The 17204-nt window shown below is 74.1% G+C and carries 11 protein-coding genes and 2 pseudogenes; 9 read left to right on the top strand and 4 right to left on the bottom strand.

All coding sequences use genetic code 11. The annotated features are described in order from the left end of the window. Window positions 1-188 precede the first annotated feature (188 nt). Window positions 189-1166: a TRAP transporter substrate-binding protein gene (locus E2C05_RS04425; protein ID WP_133218393.1), complete on the top strand. Its 978-nt coding sequence runs from the start codon at window positions 189-191 to the stop codon at window positions 1164-1166. A gap of 548 nt (window positions 1167-1714) precedes the next feature. On the opposite strand, the gene E2C05_RS04430 is transcribed toward E2C05_RS04425, so the two are convergent. Next, entirely contained in the window at window positions 1715-4153 is a 2439-nt protein-coding gene (locus tag E2C05_RS04430; RefSeq protein ID WP_133218394.1) for a hybrid sensor histidine kinase/response regulator, read from the bottom strand. A 444-nt stretch (window positions 4154-4597) separates the two neighbouring features. Between E2C05_RS04430 and E2C05_RS04435 the strand changes: the two are divergent. From E2C05_RS04435 to E2C05_RS32815, 4 genes and pseudogenes are all read left to right on the top strand, one after another. Next, window positions 4598-5269: pseudogene (locus E2C05_RS04435) on the top strand (metal ABC transporter ATP-binding protein); the annotation flags it as partial. Continuing rightward, window positions 5245-6135 (top strand): metal ABC transporter permease, encoded by an 891-nt coding sequence (locus tag E2C05_RS04440; protein ID WP_240046562.1) that lies wholly within the window; start codon window positions 5245-5247, stop codon window positions 6133-6135. The pseudogene E2C05_RS04435 and the gene E2C05_RS04440, both read left to right, overlap by 25 nt. Window positions 6136-6206: 71 nt before the next feature. Further along, the gene (locus tag E2C05_RS04445; RefSeq protein ID WP_133218396.1) at window positions 6207-6671 is read left to right on the top strand and encodes a cupin domain-containing protein; all 465 of its coding nucleotides are present in this window, start codon (window positions 6207-6209) and stop codon (window positions 6669-6671) included. Window positions 6672-7470: 799 nt separating this feature from the next. Further along, window positions 7471-7896, top strand: a complete 426-nt coding sequence (locus tag E2C05_RS32815) for a cupin domain-containing protein (protein ID WP_158291951.1) — start codon at window positions 7471-7473, stop codon at window positions 7894-7896. A gap of 9 nt (window positions 7897-7905) precedes the next feature. Here the strand turns inward: E2C05_RS32815 and E2C05_RS04455 are convergent, their stop codons facing one another. Next, complete coding sequence (locus E2C05_RS04455) at window positions 7906-9210, bottom strand: PQQ-dependent sugar dehydrogenase (RefSeq protein ID WP_240046564.1); 1305 nt, start codon at window positions 9208-9210, stop codon at window positions 7906-7908. A gap of 419 nt (window positions 9211-9629) precedes the next feature. Beyond that, entirely contained in the window at window positions 9630-10241 is a 612-nt protein-coding gene (locus E2C05_RS04460; RefSeq protein WP_240046566.1) for a TetR/AcrR family transcriptional regulator, read from the bottom strand. A gap of 124 nt (window positions 10242-10365) precedes the next feature. On the opposite strand from E2C05_RS04460, the gene E2C05_RS04465 reads away from it, so the two are divergent. The 3 genes from E2C05_RS04465 to E2C05_RS04475 all read left to right on the top strand — a co-directional run bounded on the left by E2C05_RS04465 (window position 10366) and on the right by E2C05_RS04475 (window position 15586). Next, entirely contained in the window at window positions 10366-11520 is a 1155-nt protein-coding gene (locus E2C05_RS04465; RefSeq protein WP_133218400.1) for an efflux RND transporter periplasmic adaptor subunit, read from the top strand. Between the two features lie 25 nt (window positions 11521-11545). After that, the gene (locus tag E2C05_RS04470; protein WP_133218401.1) at window positions 11546-14767 is read left to right on the top strand and encodes an efflux RND transporter permease subunit; all 3222 of its coding nucleotides are present in this window, start codon (window positions 11546-11548) and stop codon (window positions 14765-14767) included. Window positions 14768-15124: 357 nt separating this feature from the next. Beyond that, complete coding sequence (locus E2C05_RS04475; RefSeq protein ID WP_133218402.1) at window positions 15125-15586, top strand: response regulator; 462 nt, start codon at window positions 15125-15127, stop codon at window positions 15584-15586. A gap of 475 nt (window positions 15587-16061) precedes the next feature. On the opposite strand, the gene E2C05_RS04480 is transcribed toward E2C05_RS04475, so the two are convergent. Continuing rightward, window positions 16062-16469 (bottom strand): hypothetical protein, encoded by a 408-nt coding sequence (locus E2C05_RS04480; protein ID WP_133218403.1) that lies wholly within the window; start codon window positions 16467-16469, stop codon window positions 16062-16064. A 253-nt stretch (window positions 16470-16722) separates the two neighbouring features. Between E2C05_RS04480 and E2C05_RS35375 the strand changes: the two are divergent. Next, a pseudogene (locus E2C05_RS35375) lies at window positions 16723-16899 on the top strand (SidA/IucD/PvdA family monooxygenase); the annotation flags it as partial. Window positions 16900-17204 lie beyond the last annotated feature (305 nt).

A 17204-nucleotide genomic window follows, 5' to 3' on the forward strand; every position in this document is an offset into this window, starting at 1 on the left:
CGCCGGTGGCGATGACCCGGGCCGGCCCAGGGGGCGCCTGACCCCTGGCGGGGGGTGTCGCAGAACGGCGTCGAACCGGGGGCGGCGCCCCCTCCTCCCTGCGCGGTCTGTTCGCTCGCCGCCCGCGCGGGCATACTTGCGCGCGGGACGAATGCCGGCCTCCACGGCCCATCTGCAGGAGGAGCGGAATGCACCGCATCATCGCCGCGGCGCTTGCCGCGTTGCTCGTGCTTGCCGGCCAGGCCCAGGCGCAGACCCGGTGGGTCATGGCCACGCCCTATCCGGAGGGCAATTTCCACACCCAGACCATCCGCTTATTCCTGGCGGAGGTGGAGAAGGCCGCGCCCGGCAGGCTGGCGGTGCAGCTGCATCCCAACGCGTCCCTGCTGCCGCTGCTGCAGATCAAGCGCGCGGTGCAGACGGGCCAGGTCCAGCTCGGCGAGATCCTGCTCGGCGCCTATGGCAACGAGGATCCGGTCTTCGAGGTGGATTTCATCCCCTTCCTCGCCACTACCTACCCGCAGGCGCGCGCCCTGCTGCAGGCGAGCGAGCCGGCGATCCGCGCCCGGCTGGAACGCCAGGGCGTGACGGCGCTGTATTTCGTGCCCTGGCCCAGCCAGGCGATCTACGGCCGCAGCGAGATCCGCAGCGTCGAGGACCTGAAGGGCAGCCGCTTCCGCGCCCAGACGCCGATCATCGCCCGCATGGCGGAGCTGATGGGCGCGACGCCCGTCCTGGTCCAGGCGGCCGACGTGCCGCAGGCCTTCGCCACGGGGATCGTCAACGCCATGCTGACCAGCGCCCAGACCGGCGCCGACAGCGCCGCCTGGGATTTTTCCAGGTTCGTCTACGACATCGGCTTCACGCTGACGAAGAACGCGGTGCTGGTGAACACCCGCGCCTTCCTGGCGCTGGACGATGCCACGCGGAACGCCATCCGCGATGCCGCGGCGAAGGCGGCGGAACGCGGCTGGGCGGAGTCCGCGGCCTCGGCGCAGGTGCAGATGGACAAGCTGCGCAGCCACGGCATGCAGGCGAACGAGCCGACGCCGGAGCTGCTGGCCGGCCTGCGCGCCATCGGCGCCCGGCAGGAGGAGGAATGGGCGCAGAAGGCCGGCCCGGAAGGCCGTGCCATGCTGGATCGCTACCGCGCACTGGCCCGATAGGGCGCGGCGCCGGGCGGCGCCGGGCCGGGCGGTTTCGCGCCGGGCCGCGAGCCTGTGCGCCGCGGCCCGGGGCGGGGCGTGACCGCCGCGGCGCGGTCATGCGTCGCTGGCGGTGGGGGTGTCCCGCCCCGGCTCTCCACGCCGCCACCGCGTCGCGCCTCGCGGTAGCTGGGCGGTCGGGTCCACGCCCACCCGCGATCACCCGGCAGCGGCCGGATGCCAGCCGCATGAATGATCGCTTCCTGCCGAGCGCCCGGACGGGTGCCGCGGCTCATGCCGCGTCTCCAAGTTGCGCGGCGCAAGCCGCCCGTCGATCGAGGGACCGTCGATCGGTCACGATCATCGGCCGTCAGCATGAGTCCGGGCCGGGCCGCGATGCGGTGGCGCCACCAAGGCGGGCTGGCGCCGTGATCGCGGCTTCCGCACCCCTGCCGCGGTGCGACCCCGGGCGCATTCCCGCCGGGCACCGGGGCCGTCGCACCCTGGCCCTGCCGCCAGGCAAGACGTGCCCCGACCGCCGCGACGTGTCGTGGCCGCCTGACCGGCGGTCAGCCCGGGGCGGTCCCCAGCAGCGCCGCCACCCGGTCGGCCAGCTGCGCTCCGGTGACGGGCTTGCGCAGCAGGGCGAAGCTGCCGTCGAGATTCTGTCCCACCGCCAGCACCGCGGCATCTCCGGCATAGCCGGTGACCAGGATCGCCGGGAGGCCCGGCCGCAGCCCACGGGCCTCCCGGATCAGGGTGATCCCGTCCATCCCTTCCATGGACAGGTCGGACACCAGCAGGTCGCAGGCCGGGCCGTCGCGGAGCATCGCCAGCGCCGCGGCGCCGTCCGCCGCCTGGACAACGCGGTAGCCCGCATCCTCCAGCTGGGCGGCCAGCACGGCGCGCACCGCCGGCTCGTCATCCACCAGCAGGATGTCGGCGCCGCAGGCCGCCCGCGGCGCCAGGCAGGGCGGCCGCGCCGGCGCCTCCGCCTGAGCCTGCGCCACCGGCAGCAGCAGCGCGATGCAGGTGCCCTTGCCCGGGGCGCTGGCGATGCAGAGGCGGCCGCCCGATCCCTCGGCGAAGCTGCGCGCCATGGCGAGGCCGAGGCCGGTGCCCTTGCCGACCGGCTTGGTGGTGAAGAAGGGCTCGCCCGCCCGCGCCAGCGTCTCGGCATCCATGCCGGCGCCGGTATCGGCCACCGCGACGCGGATGTAGTCGCCCGGCCTGAGCCCGCCGATCTCCGGCAAGGCCGGGCCGCCGGCGCTGCGCGGCGGCACCGTGACCTCGGCCGCCGTCAGGGTCAGCCGGCCGCCGCCTTCCATGGCATCCCGGGCATTGGTCGCCAGGTTGACCAGCACCGTCTCGAACTGGCCGCGATCGGCGAAGACCGGCGGCAGCCCCGCCGGCGCCGCCACCTCCACCCGGATGCCGGCGCCGAGCGTGGCCGACAGCACCTCCCGCAGGCCGCCGATCAGGGCGGAGACATCCAGCCGGTCGGCCCGCAATTCCTCCCGCCGGGAGAAGGCGAGCAGGCGGCGGGTGATGGATTCGCCGCGCCGCGCCGCTTCCTGCACCATGCCGGTCAGGCGGCGCACCGCCTCGGCATCCGCCGCCCGCCGGTCGATCAGCGCGACGCCGCCCAGCACCGCCTGCAGCACGTTGTTGAAGTCATGCGCGATGCCGCCGGCCAGCTGCCCGACCGCCTGCAGCTTCTGCGCCTGCAGCAGCGCCGCCTCGGTCTGCCGGCGTTCCTGCATCTCCGCCTCCAGCCTCGTGTTGGCGTCGCGCAGCGCCGCGGTGCGCTCCGCCACCCGCGCCTCCAGCGCCTGGGCGTGCTGGCGCAGCTCCTCCTCCCGCTGCTGCAGCGCCACGGCCATGCCGTTGAAGGCGCCGGCGAGCTGGCCGAACTCCGACCGCGCATCGGCCACCGGCGCGCGCGCCGCCAAGTCGCCGCGCCGCCAGCGCCGCGCCGCGGTCAGCAGCGCCGAGGTCGGCGCGGTGATGAAGCGCCGCGCCACCAGCAGCGTGAGGCCGAGCGCGAAGAGCGTCCCGCTGAGCAGGATCACCATGCCGCGCACCAGCGCGCGCTCGATGTCGCGCAGCAGCTCGTTCTCCTCGAAGCCGACGACGGTGACGAGGCCGTGGTTCTCGCCGGTCGGCGGCACATAGCCGACCAGCCGTTCGGTGCCGTCGATGCTGCGCAGCCGCAGCGTGCCGGGCTGCCGGGCCGGCAGCACGGCCATGGCGGCCGGCGGGAAGGACCGGCCGACGAAATCGGCATGCCGGATGTCGCGCGCCAGGATCACGCCATCGGCATCCGCCAGGGTCAGCACGCCGGAGGCGAGCAGCGGCGAGCCGACGCGCTTCATCCGCTGCAGCGCGTGCTCCAGCCAGCTCAGCTCCAGCGCCGCGACCAGGGTGCCGCCCATGGCGGCGCCCCCCTGCTCGACCGGCAGGTAGAAGGGCAGCACGCCGTCCGGCACCGCGGCGATGCGGGTGAAGCGGCCGGCGGTGAAGCGGTCCGCGGCGCGGGCGGCGGCGACCCAGGGGGCGCCCGCCTCCTGTTCCCGCAGCCCGCGGGCGGAGGCGCAGGCGATGCGGCCGGTGCCATCCACCAGGGCGATGAAGGCGTAGCCGGGCGCATGCCGCCGCAGATGCGCCAGGTAGCCGTCGCAGCCCGGGCCTAGCTGCCGCAGCTCCGGGCTTTCGGTGGCGGCGCCGAGCAGGATGCGGGCGCCCTGGGCGATGCCGTCCAGGTTGCCCGCCAGCAGCTGCGCCTGCTGCAGGGCGAGGTCGCCGAGCTGCGCCTTCCGCTCGGCCCACTGGCTCCAGCCGATGACGACCTGCATGGCCATGATCGGCAGCAGGGAGGTGGCGATGACCAGGATGAGGCGGGTGGACAGGCGCATGCCCTGCGGCCGCAGCCGCCAGGGACGGCGCAATGCGGCGAGGGGGGGCGAGGCGACCGGGGCAGTCTCGGTGACGGCGGAGGCCTCGCGCATGGGATCGGCTCGTCTCCCGCTCGGCGGTCGCGGCGCGCCCGGGCGCCGGCGGACCGCCGGGTCCGGCGCGACGACGCGCACCCCAACCGATCGGCACCGCCCGGACCCGGCCCGGCACCAGGGTACTGCGATACTTCACTAGCGAAACCGTCCCGACTTGTCATCCGCCGGGCCAGCGGCGGTCAGGGTCGGCTGGCCGGGCCGGCAGGTGGGGTCGGCGGGCTTGCGACCACCCCGCCGGGTGTTATGTTATAGCATCATGGCCTTGCCGTTCCCCGACCCGCTCGCCCTGTCCTCGGGCGCCGGCGCGCGTCTCGCGCTCGCCGGGCTGGCCGCGGCCGGGCTCTGGGCGCTGGTCGCCTGGGCCATGTCGGCGTGACGCCGCGCCCCATCCACCTGGCGGACCTGACCCTGGCGCATCAGCGGCGCCCGGCGGTCCATCATGTCTCGGGCCGCTTCGCCCCGGGCAGCCTGACCGCCGTGGTGGGGCCGAACGGCGCCGGCAAATCGACCCTGCTGCGCGCCCTGGCCGGGCTGCACCGGCCGGATGGCGGCCGGATCGAGGGCGCGGCCGGCCAAGTGGCGCTGCTGCCGCAGGCCGCGGCGCTGGACCGCGCCTTCCCGATCGCCTGCCTGGACGTGGTGCTGTTCGGCCTGTGGCGGGAGGTCGGGGCCTTCCGCGCCGTCCCCTCCGCCGGGCGCGACCGGGCGCGGGACGCGCTGGCGGCGGTGGGGCTGACGGGGTTCGAGCGGCGGCCGGTCGGCAGCCTGTCCGTCGGGCAGTTCCAGCGCCTGCTCTTCGCCCGGCTGCTGCTGCAGGACGCCCCGGTGATCCTGCTGGACGAGCCCTTCAACGCGCTCGATTCCCGCACTGCCGCCGACATGCTCGCCCTGGTGCATCGCTGGCACGGCGAAGGGCGGACGGTGGTCGCCGTGCTGCACGACCTGGAGATGGTGCGCCGCGAGTTCCCCGAGACGCTGCTGCTGGCCCGGGACTGCCTGGGCTGGGGCCCGACCGCCGAGGTGCTGACCGCCGCCAACCGGCTGCGCGCCCGGATGATGGCGGAAGCCTGGGCGGCGGACCCGGCGGATTGCGGCCGGCAGGACGCCGCCTGATCCGCGACCTGCTGCTCTCGCCCTTCATCGACTACGGCTTCCTGCGCCGGGCGCTGGTGGGGTGCTGGGCCCTGGCGGTGGCGGCGCCGCCGCTCGGCCTGTTCCTGATGCTGCGGCGGATGAGCCTGACGGCCGATGTGCTGGCGCATGGCATCCTGCCCGGCGTGGCGGCGGGCTTCCTGCTGGCCGGCCTGTCCCTGCCGGCCATGGCGGCGGGCGGGCTGGTGGCCGGCCTCGCGGTGGCGCTGGGGGCGGGGGCGCTGGCCCGCGCCACGGGCGGGCGCGAGGATGCCTCGCTGGCCGCGCTGTACCTGGTGGCCCTGGCGCTCGGCGTCGCGCTGGTGAGCTGGCGGGGCGGCGCGGTGGAGCTGACCACCCTGCTGTTCGGCAGCGTGCTGGGGGTGGACGACGCGGCGCTGCTGCTGATGGCCGGCACCGCGACCCTGACCCTGGCGGCGCTGGCGCTGGCCTGGCGGCCGCTGGTGCTGGAATGCTTCGACCCCGGCTTCGCCCAGGCGGTCGGCGCGCGCGGCGCCTGGTGGCACATGGCCTTCCTGGCGCTGGTGGTGCTGAACCTGATCGCCGCCTTCCAGGCGCTGGGGACCCTGATGGCCGTGGGGCTGATGATGCTGCCGGCGATCGCGGCGCGGCACTGGGCGCGGCAGGTGGGCGGCATGACCTATGCCGCGGTCGGGATCGCCGCGCTCTCGGCCTATGCCGGGCTGCTGCTCTCCTTCCATGCCGATGTGCCGAGCGGCCCGGCAGTGGTGCTGGCGGCCGGGACGGCCTGGGGCCTTTCCGTGCTGTGCGGCCCGGTGGACGGGCTGCTGGCACGCTGGTGGCGGCGACCGCATCTGGCGGGGTAGGGCGGCGGATGGGGCTTCAACCGCGGCCGCCCTGTGGGGCTATGCTGCAGCCGCCGAAGGGAGCCCCTTGCATGACCGACGCCGTCCCCGCCTTCGCCCCCATCCTGCGCGCCCCGGGGGAGGGGCTGCGCAATGCCGCCTTCGGGGAGCGGTTGCTGCGCATCCGCGGCGCCGAGACCGCCGGCCGCTTCGCGCTGTGGGAGGAGCCGGTGCCGCCCGGCTGGGGACCGCCACTGCATGTCCACGGGCGGGAGGATGAGTTCTTCCAGGTGCTGGAGGGTCGGCTGCGCTTCCGCTGCGCCGACCGGGTCTGGGAGGGCGGGGCGGGCAGCACGGCCTTCCTGCCGCGCGGGGTGCCGCATGCCTTCCGCAACATCGGCGCGACGGATGCGCGCATCCTGGTCGGGGTCACGCCCGGCGGCTTCGAGGAATTCTTCGTCGAGCTGGAGCGCGACGGCGTGACGGACCTCGCCAAGGTCGGCGAGATCGCGGCGCGCTACGGCCTGGAATTCCTCGGACCGCCGCTGGAGGCCTAGACCGGTTCCCGTTCGCCATGGCTCACGGCAACCGCTCTGGTCATTTGAATCGACGAGCATCTTCACCCGATCAGGTGTTTCCACCTGATCAGGACCGCTCTAGCGGCGCGAACCGCCCCCACGCCCTGCCGCCAGCAGCGGCGCCGGGGCGGCCAGCAGGTCCGCGGCTTGGCGCCTGGATCGGCGCGAGGCCGCGCCGGCGGCGCTGCGCGTCGCAGATCGTGCGGGCCCTGGTCCCGCCGCCGCGGCCCAAGCGTCCGGGAGCATGCGAGGCCGCGCCCCTTTGGCCCCGGGTGCCTTGTGGCGTGCCCGCGCCGCGGCGCCGTCGAAAGCCGCCTCGCCGGGCGCCGGCTGCCTGATGTGCCGGCAAGGCGATGCTGCCGACACGGTGTTGCCTCGCCGCCTGGACCGCCCGGGGCGGCGGGTCGGCCAGGTTGCCATGCCTTCGGCAGAGGGCGGGTGTGCCGTCGCCCGAAACCCTGCGGGGACGGCAGCCGGAGCGCGCCGAAGCCATCCGCGGATTGGCCAGGAGGAAACGGCGTGTCGCGACCCGGCCCGCAGGGCGGCCCATGCGGCCGATGCCCGGAACCGGCTGGAACCGCGGCGCGTCCGGCGGCGGGGGCTTCTGCCCGACGAGTGCCAGCCACATCAGCCCGGGCAGCCGGGCATGGCATCCGGCCCGCATCCGGGTCACGAACGCCGGTGCCATCGGCAGGTCCGGGGCGAAATCGGTCGAACCGGGATATGGTCGAATGACCGTGGCGATGCCATCGGAACGGCCACAGCAGGAGAATGCAGCATGGATGACGTCGTGATCCGCACCGCCGCGAGCCGCGCGACCAAGACAGCGCCAGCGGCCAATTTCACCGGCACGGTCCTGCAGGATGCGATGGCGACGCCGCTCGCGCCCTCCCGGACCAGCGCCACCCTGGTGACCTTCGCACCGGGCGCGCGCACGAACTGGCACACGCACCGGACGCGGCAGATCCTGGTCGCCACGCAGGGCACCGGCATGGTCGAAGTGCGCGGCAAGCCGCCGCACGTCATGCGTGCCGGCGATGTCGTCGAGGTGCCGCCCGGCCTGGTGCACTGGCATGGCGCCGTGGCCGGGCACCTCTTCGCGCATATCTCCTTCCTGGAGATCGAGGGGCCCGACAACAACACCTGGATGGAGCCCGTGGACGAGGCGCATTACCAGGCCGTGGCGATCGCGCCGGCGACCTGACCCGGGCGTTCAGCCCGCGCCGGTGACGCGCCAGATGACGTTGCCGACGTCATCCGCCATGAGCACCGCCCCGTCCGGCCCGATCGCCACGCCGACGGGGCGGCCATAGGATTCGCGCTCATCCGGCGCGAGGAACCCGGAAAGGATGTCGCGCGGCGCACCGGCGGGGCGGCCATGCGCGAAGGGCACGAACACCAGCTTGTAGCCGCTGAGCGTGCTGCGGTTCCAGGACCCATGCTGGCCGATCGCCATGCCGTCCGGGAAGCCCGGCAGCGTCTCCGCCGGAAGCCAGCACAGGCCGAGCGAGGCCGTGTGCCCGCCGAGCGCATAATCGGGCGTGATCGCGCGCGCGACCATCGCCGGGTCCTGCGGCACCCGGTCATCCACGGTCTGGCCCCAGTAGCAATAGGGCCAGCCATAGAAGCCGCCATCCTGCACCGAGGTCAGGTAGTCGGGCGGCGTCTCGTCGCCGAGGCCGTCGCGCTCGTTCACCACGGTCCAGAGCGCGCCGGTATTGGGCTCCCACGCCATGCCGACGGCATTGCGCAGGCCCCCGGCGAAGATGCGGATGGCGCCCGTCGCCACGTCATATTCGTGGATCGCGGCGCGCCCTTCCTCGACCTCCATGCCCTGCTCGGCGATGTTGCTCAGCGAACCGACCCCGATATAGAGCTTGGAGCCGTCCGGGCTGCGCAGCAGGCTGCGGGTCCAGTGGCCGCCGGGCTTGAAGGTCGCCAGGGTCCGGGCCGGTGCGGTGATGCGCGTCGCCCCCGGCGTGTAGGGAAAGGCGACGAGGGCGTCGGTATTGCCGACATAGAAGGTGTCGCCGATCAGCGCCATGCCGAAGGGCTGGTTGAGATTGTCGAGGAAGGTCTCGCGGATTTCGGCCACGCCGTCGCGATCCGCGTCGCGCAGCAGGGTGATCCGGTTGGCGCTGACGCCCATCGCCGCGGCCCTGCGCATGGTGCTGACCATGGCATAGTCGAAGAGCGAGCGCGGCGAGCGATCCATGCTCATCGCCTCGGCGACCAGCACGTCGCCATTCGGCAGCACCTCGATCCAGCGGGGATGGTCGAGGTCGGTGGCGAAGGCATTCACCCGGAGACCGGATGCCGCCACGGGGGCCTGGCCGGGCATCCAGCCGCGGGCCGTCGGCATCTTCAGCGTGGGAATGCTGCCCTGCGGGCGAGCCTTCGGGATGGATGGGGCATCGCCCCAGGCCGGGGCGGGACTGCCCTGCGTGACCTGCCGCGCGACGCGCGCGGTGCCACCGACCACGGCGACGAGCCGCGCGAAAGCCGTCGAAAAGCTCACCCGGAATCCCTCATCTGCGTGGGCTGCGCCGCCAGGGCGGCAGGCCGTATCTATCATCCTGAACGCCGACCTGTCCCGGCCGGCTCCCTCATGCACGCTTGCCGCAATCGGCCGTGGCGGGTCGGGACGGCGTCGCCCAGCCCGGCGCGATCGCATGCTCCCGAGCCAGCCGGCGGCGGATCCGGTCATTCCGCGGCAGCCATGGGCATGCGGCGGGTGGTTGCCGGTGGCGTCCCCCCTGCCTGCAGGCCGCGGCGGGTCGGCGGCTCCGGCGCACGGGCCCTGCGGCTCAACCCCCAGGCGGGATCCGAACCGCGATCGCGGGCGTCATCGCCAGGCCGGGGCGGGTGCCGGACCGATGCCCCGATGGTCGTCGTCACTGCAGGCGCCGCGCCGCCTGCCGATCCGCCACCCGGGGCTCATGGGCCGGCCGTTGCCGCCGGGGTCAGCCCGGTCGCCAGCAGCCGTTCGGCCGCGGCCTCGAGGGCCGTCGCCGCCTCCTGGTTGCCGAGATAGGGCGCCGCGGTGAACGCCCCCTCCAGCAGCAGGAGGAGGACATCCCCGAGCCCCGCGGCGTCATCGGCGCCTGCCTCGGCGCAGAGGCGACGCAAGCGGTCACGGGTCGCGCGCTTCTCGGCATCCGCCACCTTCCGCGCGGGATGGTCGGGGTCGGGGAACTCGGCGATGGCGAGCCCCATCGGGCAGCCGCGGAAGCCGGGCTGGCGCAGCACATCGGCGGCGGCCCGCACATAGGCGAGGGGCCGCTCGCGCGGCGGCACGCCCTCGGCCATGGCCGCGGCGTAGGTGCAGGCGGCGGATTCGCAATCCTCGCGCAGGATGGCTTCGACGAGCGCGTCCTTCGACGGATAGGCGCGGTAGAGGCTCATCTTCGTCGTGCCGGCGACGCGGCAGACCTCCTCCACACCCGTGGCGCGGATGCCCTGGCGATAGAACAGCTCCTTCGCGGCATCGCGCACCCGCTGTGCCGCCGGGCGCGCATCGCGGGCTGTGCGGGTGCTGGCCTCAGACACGGTTCTGCCTCCTGCCTGCCGGTCAGATCGCGGGATTGCGACCGAGGGCGACCTTGCGATGATACCGACCGGTTCGTATCCATAGGACGAACCGGTCGGTATCATCCGGCCCCGGAGATTGGCGATGTCCCCCTCCCTGCGCAAGTCCCTGGCGCCCCTGGCAATCGCGCTCGCCCTGCCCGCCCTCCCGCTCTCCGCCCAGACCCCTCCCGCCCCGCCGGCCGTGACCGTCGCGCAGCCGCTGCAGCGGACGGTGACCGAATGGGACGAGCATGTCGCCCGGCTGGAGCCCTTCGCCCGGGTGGAACTGCGCCCGCGCGTTTCCGGCCAGGTGGACCAAGTGAATTTCCGCGACGGCCAGCTGGTGCGCGCCGGCGACCTCCTCTTCACCATCGACCGCCGGCCCTTCGAGATCGCGGTGGACGCCGCGAGGGCCGAGGTCGCCAGGGCCCAGGCGAAGCTCGACCTGGCGGGGCAGGAGATCGACCGCACCATCCCGCTGGTGCGCGACCGCTTCGCGCCGCAGGCGCAGCTCGACACGCGCCGCGCCGCGCAGCGCGATGCCGAGGCGGCGCTGGCCGCCGCCCGCGCCCAGCTCCGCAATGCCGAGCTGGAGCTGACCTGGACCGAGGTGCGCGCCCCCAATGCCGGCCGCGTCTCCGACCGCCGGGTGGATGCCGGCAACCTGGTGCAGACCGGCACGACGCTGCTGACCACCATCCTCACCCTCGACCCGGTCTATGCCAGTTTCGACATGAGCGAGGCGGACTACCTCCGCCTCGCCCGGCAGACCCGCAGCGGCGCCCGCGCCTCGGACCGCGAGCCGGGGCGGACACCGGTGCAGCTGCGCCTCGCCGACGAGCAGGGCTTCGAGCATGGCGGGCGGCTCGACTTCCTCGACACCGCGCTCGACCAGCGCTCCGGCACCGTCCGCGCGCGGGCCGTGCTGCCCAACCCGGACCTGTTCCTGATGCCCGGCACCTTCGCCCGGCTGCGGCTCTGGGCCGGGGAGGGCGAGGGGCTGCTGGTGCCGGACGCCGCCATCGCCGCCGACCAGGCATCCCGCATGGTGCTGACCGTCGCCGCGGACGGGACCGTGGTGCCCAAGCCGGTGGTGCTCGGCCCCGTCGTGGACGGGCTGCGCCTGGTGCGCAGCGGCCTGTCGCCGGAGGACCGGGTGGTGATCGCCGGGCTGCACCGCGCCCGCCCCGGCAGCCGGGTGACGGCCGAGGAGGGGCCGGTCCGCCCCACCGCGGCGCAGGTCGCCGCGAACCGCTGACCCCGTCGCGCCAGGAGCCCGCGCCATGCGCCTCGCCCGCTTCTTCATCGCCCGGCCGGTTTTCGCGGCGGTGATCTCCATCGCCATCACCCTCGTCGGTGCCATCGCCGGCTTCGGCCTGCCGATCAGCGAATACCCCGAGATCGCGCCGCCGACCGTGACGGTGACGGCGACCTATCCCGGCGCCTCGGCCCAGGTGATCTCCGAGACGGTGGCGACGCCGATCGAGCAGGAGATCAACGGCGTCGACAACATGCTCTACCTCTCCTCCCAGGCGACCGGCGATGGCAGGCTGACCATCACCGTGGTGTTCCGCCAGGGCACCGACGTGGACAGCGCGCAGGTGCTGGTGCAGAACCGCGTCGCGGTCGCCCAGCCCCGCCTGCCGGAGGAGGTGCAGCGCCTCGGCCTCGTCGTGCGCAAGGCCTCGCCCGACCTGCTGATGGTCGTGCACATGATCTCGCCCGACGGGACGCGCGACCAGCAATACATCTCCAACTACGCGACCATCAACGTGAAGGACCGGCTGGCGCGGCTGGACGGCGTCGGCGACGTGCAGGTCTTCGGCGCCCGCGACTATGCCATGCGCGTCTGGCTGGACCCGGCGCGCGTGGCGGCGCGCGGCATGACGCCGGGCGAGGTGCTGGCGGCGCTTCGCCGCGCCAACCTGCAGGTGGCCGCCGGCGGGCTGAACCAGCCGCCGACCGGCGCCGGCGGGGCGCAGGCCTTCCAAGTGAACATCGAGGCGCTGGGCCGGCTGGTCTCGCCCGAGCAGTTCAGCGAGATCGTCGTAGCGACCGGGGAGGGCGGCGCGCCGGTCCGGCTGCGCGACATCGCCCGCGTCGAGCTGGGCAGCCAGGACTACACGGTGAACGCCTACCTGAACAACCAGGCGGCAACGGCGAACGTCATCTACCAGCGCCCCGGATCGAACGCGCTGGCCACCGCCGCCGCGGTGCGCGCGACCATGGCGGAGCTTTCGAAATCCTTCCCCGCCGGGCTGAGCTACAGCGTGGTCTACGACCCCACGCGCTTCATCGCCCAGTCGATGGAGGCGGTGGCCCACACCTTCGCCGAGGCGGTGCTGCTGGTGGTGCTGGTGGTGATCCTGTTCCTGCAGTCCTGGCGCGCCGCCATCATCCCGCTGCTGGCCATCCCGGTCTCCATCATCGGCACCTTCGCCGCCATGGCGGCGCTCGGCCTCACGCTCAACACGCTGTCGATGTTCGGCCTGATCCTCGCCATCGGCATCGTGGTGGACGATGCCATCGTGGTGGTGGAGAATGTCGAGCGGCACCTGGCCGAGGGCATGGCCCCGCGCGCGGCGGCCGAGCGCACCATGGACGAGGTCGGCTTCGCGCTGATCGCCATCGCCCTCGTGCTCTGCGCCGTCTTCGTCCCCACCGCCTTCATCGCCGGCCTGACCGGCGCCTTCTACAGGCAGTTCGCGGCGACCATCGCGGTCGCGACGCTGCTCTCGGCGCTGGTTTCGCTCACCCTCTCGCCAGCGCTGGCGGCGCTGCTGCTGCGACCGCATGCGCAGGCCGCAGCGCAGGGCCGGCTGGCCTGGCTCCGGGCGCCCTTCGGCCTGTTCGCCCGCGGCTTCAACCGGGTGTTCGATGCGCTGTCGCTCGGCTACGGGGCGCTGACGCGGCGCCTGGTGCGGCTGGCAGCCCTGCTGCTGCTGCTCTATGCCGGGCTGCTGGGGCTGACCGGCCATACGGTGCGGGGCACGCCGACCGGCCTGATCCCGCCGCTCGACCGCGGCTACCTGATCGCCGCCTTCCAGCTGCCGCCCGGCGCCGCCCTGGCGCGGACCGATGCGGTGATCCGCCGCGCGTCGGACGCGGTGCTGCAGGTGCCGGGCGTGCGGGACGCCGTGGCCTTCACCGGCTTCGACGGCGCCACCTTCACCAACGCGCCGAATACCGGCGTCATCTTCCTCGGCCTGCAGCCCTTCGAGGAGCGGCAGAAGGCCGGCATCGCCTATGCCGGCATCATCGCCGCGGTGCAGGCAAGGCTGGCGGAGGAGCGCGAGGCGCTGGCGCTGGTCATCCCGCCGCCCTCGGTCCCCGGCATCGGCACCGGCGGCGGCTTCAAGCTCTATGTCCAGGACCGCAGCGGCCGCGGCGCGCGGGAGCTGGAGCGGGTGACGGGGGAGGTGGTGGCGGCGGCGAACGGCCTGCCCGAGATCGCCATGGCCTTCACCCTGTTCAACACCGCGACGCCGGTGTTGCGGACCGAGGTGGACCGCAGCAAGGCGGAAATGCTCGGCGTGCCGCTGGCCCGTGTCTCGGAGGCGCTGTCGGTCTATCTCGGCTCCATCTTCGTCAACGACTTCAACATCCTCGGCCGGACCTACCGGGTGACGGCCCAGGCCGAGGAAGCCCAGCGCCTGACGCCGCGCGACGTGGCGCTGCTGCGCACCAGGAACGAGGCCGGCGAGATGGTGCCGATCGGCGCGCTGGCCAGCTTCCGCGACGACACCGGGCCCTATCGCGTGCCGCGCTACAACCTCTATCCGGCGGCGGAGATCCAGGGTGCGCCGAAGCCGGGCGTGTCCACCGGCCAGGCGATCGCCGCCATGCAGGCGCTGCTGGCCGAGCGCCTGCCCGAGGGCTTCGGCTATGAATGGACCGAGATCGCGCTGCAGGAAACGACGCAGGGCGACACCGCACCGATCGCCTTCGGCCTGGCGGTCGTCTTCGTCTTCCTGCTGCTGGCGGCGCTGTACGAAAGCTGGCTGCTGCCGCTGGCCGTGGTGCTGATCGCGCCCATGTCGGTGCTGGCGGCGCTGGCCGGGGTGCTGTGGCGCGGGCTCGACAACAACGTGCTGGTGCAGGTCGGGCTGGTGGTGCTGGTCGGGCTGGCGGCGAAGAACGCGATCCTGATCGTGGAATTCGCCCGCACCGCGGAGGCCGAGGGCATGACACGCTGGCAGGCGGCGGAGGCGGCGGCGCGCACCCGGCTGCGGCCGATCCTGATGACCTCGCTCGCCTTCATCCTCGGCGTGCTGCCGCTGGCCGTCGCCACGGGGGCGGGCGCGGAGATGCGCCAGAGCCTGGGCACCGCGGTCTTCGCCGGCATGCTGGGCGTGACGGCCTTCGGCCTGCTGTTCACCCCGGTCTTCTATGTGGTCGCGCGCGCCATGGCGCGCCGGCCGCATGCCACCGCGGATGATGGCGCCCACCTGCCGGGGAAATCCGTGGTCTCGCACGCCGATGTCGGCCAGCCGCCGCGGGCCTGATGGTGCGGAGGGGGGTGTCGCCGGCGCCCCCCCGTGCCCGCGGCAAGGGCCTCGACGCGTGCAGCGGCAGGCCCCGGGACCGGACCCGGCATACCTCCGGCGTCGTTCGCCGGCCATGCAGGGCGATCGATGCACCCAGCCCCAGGTCGCGGCGCGCCTGACCAGGGGGAGGCGCCGAAGGCCGGCGCGAACCCGTTTCTCCGATGGCAGCCGCGCGTGAGTCGCAGGCGCGGCCTGTCGCATTGAGGCACCCGCGCCAACACCCGGCATCCCCGCGCGGGATATCAGCCCGGCATTGGAAATCCAGGGACGAGGGTTGCTCCGCGTCGAGCGGGGACGACCCTCCGGGATGGCAGAATGATTGGCGACGCGCAGCCATTGGCCTTGATCGTGGAGGACGACGCCGTGCTCGCCCTCATGGTGGAAGACCTTCTCGCGGCGGAGGGCTTCGACACGCTGATGGCGGCGAACGCCGCCGATGCCGCGTCCAGGGTCGCCAAGGCCGGCCCGCTCGGGGTGGCGGTGATCAATCTGGAGCTGTCCGGCGTGCTTGCCGGCCAGGGCATCATCGCGGAATTGCGCAGGCACACGCCGCGCCTGCCGGTGGTGGTGATCACCGGCTACAACAAGCGGGCGCCGCAAGGGAATCTGCGCGGGCTGGGCTGGCCGACGATCCGGCTTGCCAAGCCCGAAGGCTACCATGAGCTTGCGGCCGCGGTCTGGGACGTGATCGACCAGGCCCGTACGGGCACGAGGCCGCTCGACATGCTCCGGCGCGCGGATGACCGGCCCCGTCGCGTGGCCCGGGTCCATCCCTAGCGGGTGGTCGCCGTCGTGCCTGCCGCGGCACCACCTGGCCGCCGGCATCCCGATCATGCCTGCATCGGGCGCAGGATGGCCCGGCGACGAGCATGGCCGCATCCGGCTGCGGCGCTGGCGCCACCTCTCGATCGGTACCTTGGCGTGCTGCCGCGGGCTGCGCCCCGCCCGTCCGCCGGATCATCCCTTCGCGGGTCGGCGTCCGGATCGCGTTCGGCCGCCGCTTGCCCTGCCGATCGCACGCCTTCCGTCCGTCCGCCTGGGCCAGCCACCGGCTGCCGAGCTTGGCCCACTCGCGGCAGCGCATCGGCCGCGTCACCCCGATCGGCCGCGCCGCCGTCCCGCGCTGGTCCATCGGGCCGTCAAGCTGCCGCGGCGCGGCAATGATCGTCCCCGGCCGCGCGGCTTGCCCCCTGCGTACCCGCTTCCCAGCGCAGGCACTGGACCGCGCTTCCGCTGGGCCAGGCATGCCGGGTCAGGCGCGCGGCGGCGGCGTGCCCCTGGTCGAGGCCCTGCCGCGCGCCAAGGCCAGCACCGGGAACGCCGCGGCCGCCTGCCGGGCGGCCGCCTGGCCCGCGATGCGGCCACGGCTCGCCGGCCTCTGCCGCATGAGCTCCGCCATCGCGGCCGGCGCCGGCAGGCCGATGCCGAAGATGGCGATCGCCGCTGCCACGAGGCCCAGGCCGGCAAAGGGGGCGAGAATGATTGCGCCCGCCTGCGGGGCGGCGGCGCCGGTTGCGAGACGATGGCGGCGCGGCAGGACGCGCAGCGGCAGATTGCCGGCGATGGACGCGAGCGCGGCCGTCGCCATCAGCAGCCCGGCCAGCCGCGTCGCCTGATCGCGTCTGAGGCCGATCCGCTGCACGCGGAGAGGACCCGGCATGAACCGGGCCCCGCCACCGAGGACAGCAGTGGCAGCAGCGCGCCCAGGAGGCGACGGGCATGCCGCGTGGATGGCGTGGTCTCGGCCGATGGCGCGGCGGCCCCGCCGGCCCCCGGCATGCCCGCGCTGGGGCCCTGGTCGGGGCCGGGAAGGATGCGGAGCAGGAGCAGGGCGAAGGCGACGAGGCCGGCGAGCCCGGCTATGGCGCCGCTCGACATTGTCGGGCTAGGGATCGGCCCAGCCGATCTGAGCCTTGCCGCGCTGTGCGCGGGGGCGCGCCCGCGTCCTCTTCCTCGACCGCAGGCCCGGCTTCGCCTGGCATCGCGGCATGATGCTGCCCGGCGCGCGGCTGCGATGCTCCTGGATCAAGGATCTGATGACGCCGGTGGCGCCGGCCTCGCGCCTCGGCTTCCTGTCCTGCCTCGCCGAACGCCGCCGCCTGCCCGGCGGTGGCCTGTGGCGCCCTGGTTCCGGCGGCCGGCGCGGTGCGGGCGATCCGGGGCCACGCCGATACGCCGCCGGCACGCATCTCGACCCTCCCGCCTGCCGCGGGCGCCAGGAGGCCGAAGCCCGTGGCGCGGCGCGCCTTTGCCGCCCGCTGCGGCAAGCACTCTGCTGGTCGCCAGGACGGCCACGCCCCCGCCATTCGGCAGCCTTCCGACAGGGCCTGGCATCGCCAGTCCCGAGCGGAGCGACGCGCCGCGATCCATCCCCCATCGCCGAAGGCCCTGCGGC

This window comes from Paracraurococcus ruber (assembly GCF_004353985.1).
GTDB lineage: Bacteria > Pseudomonadota > Alphaproteobacteria > Acetobacterales > Acetobacteraceae > Paracraurococcus > Paracraurococcus ruber.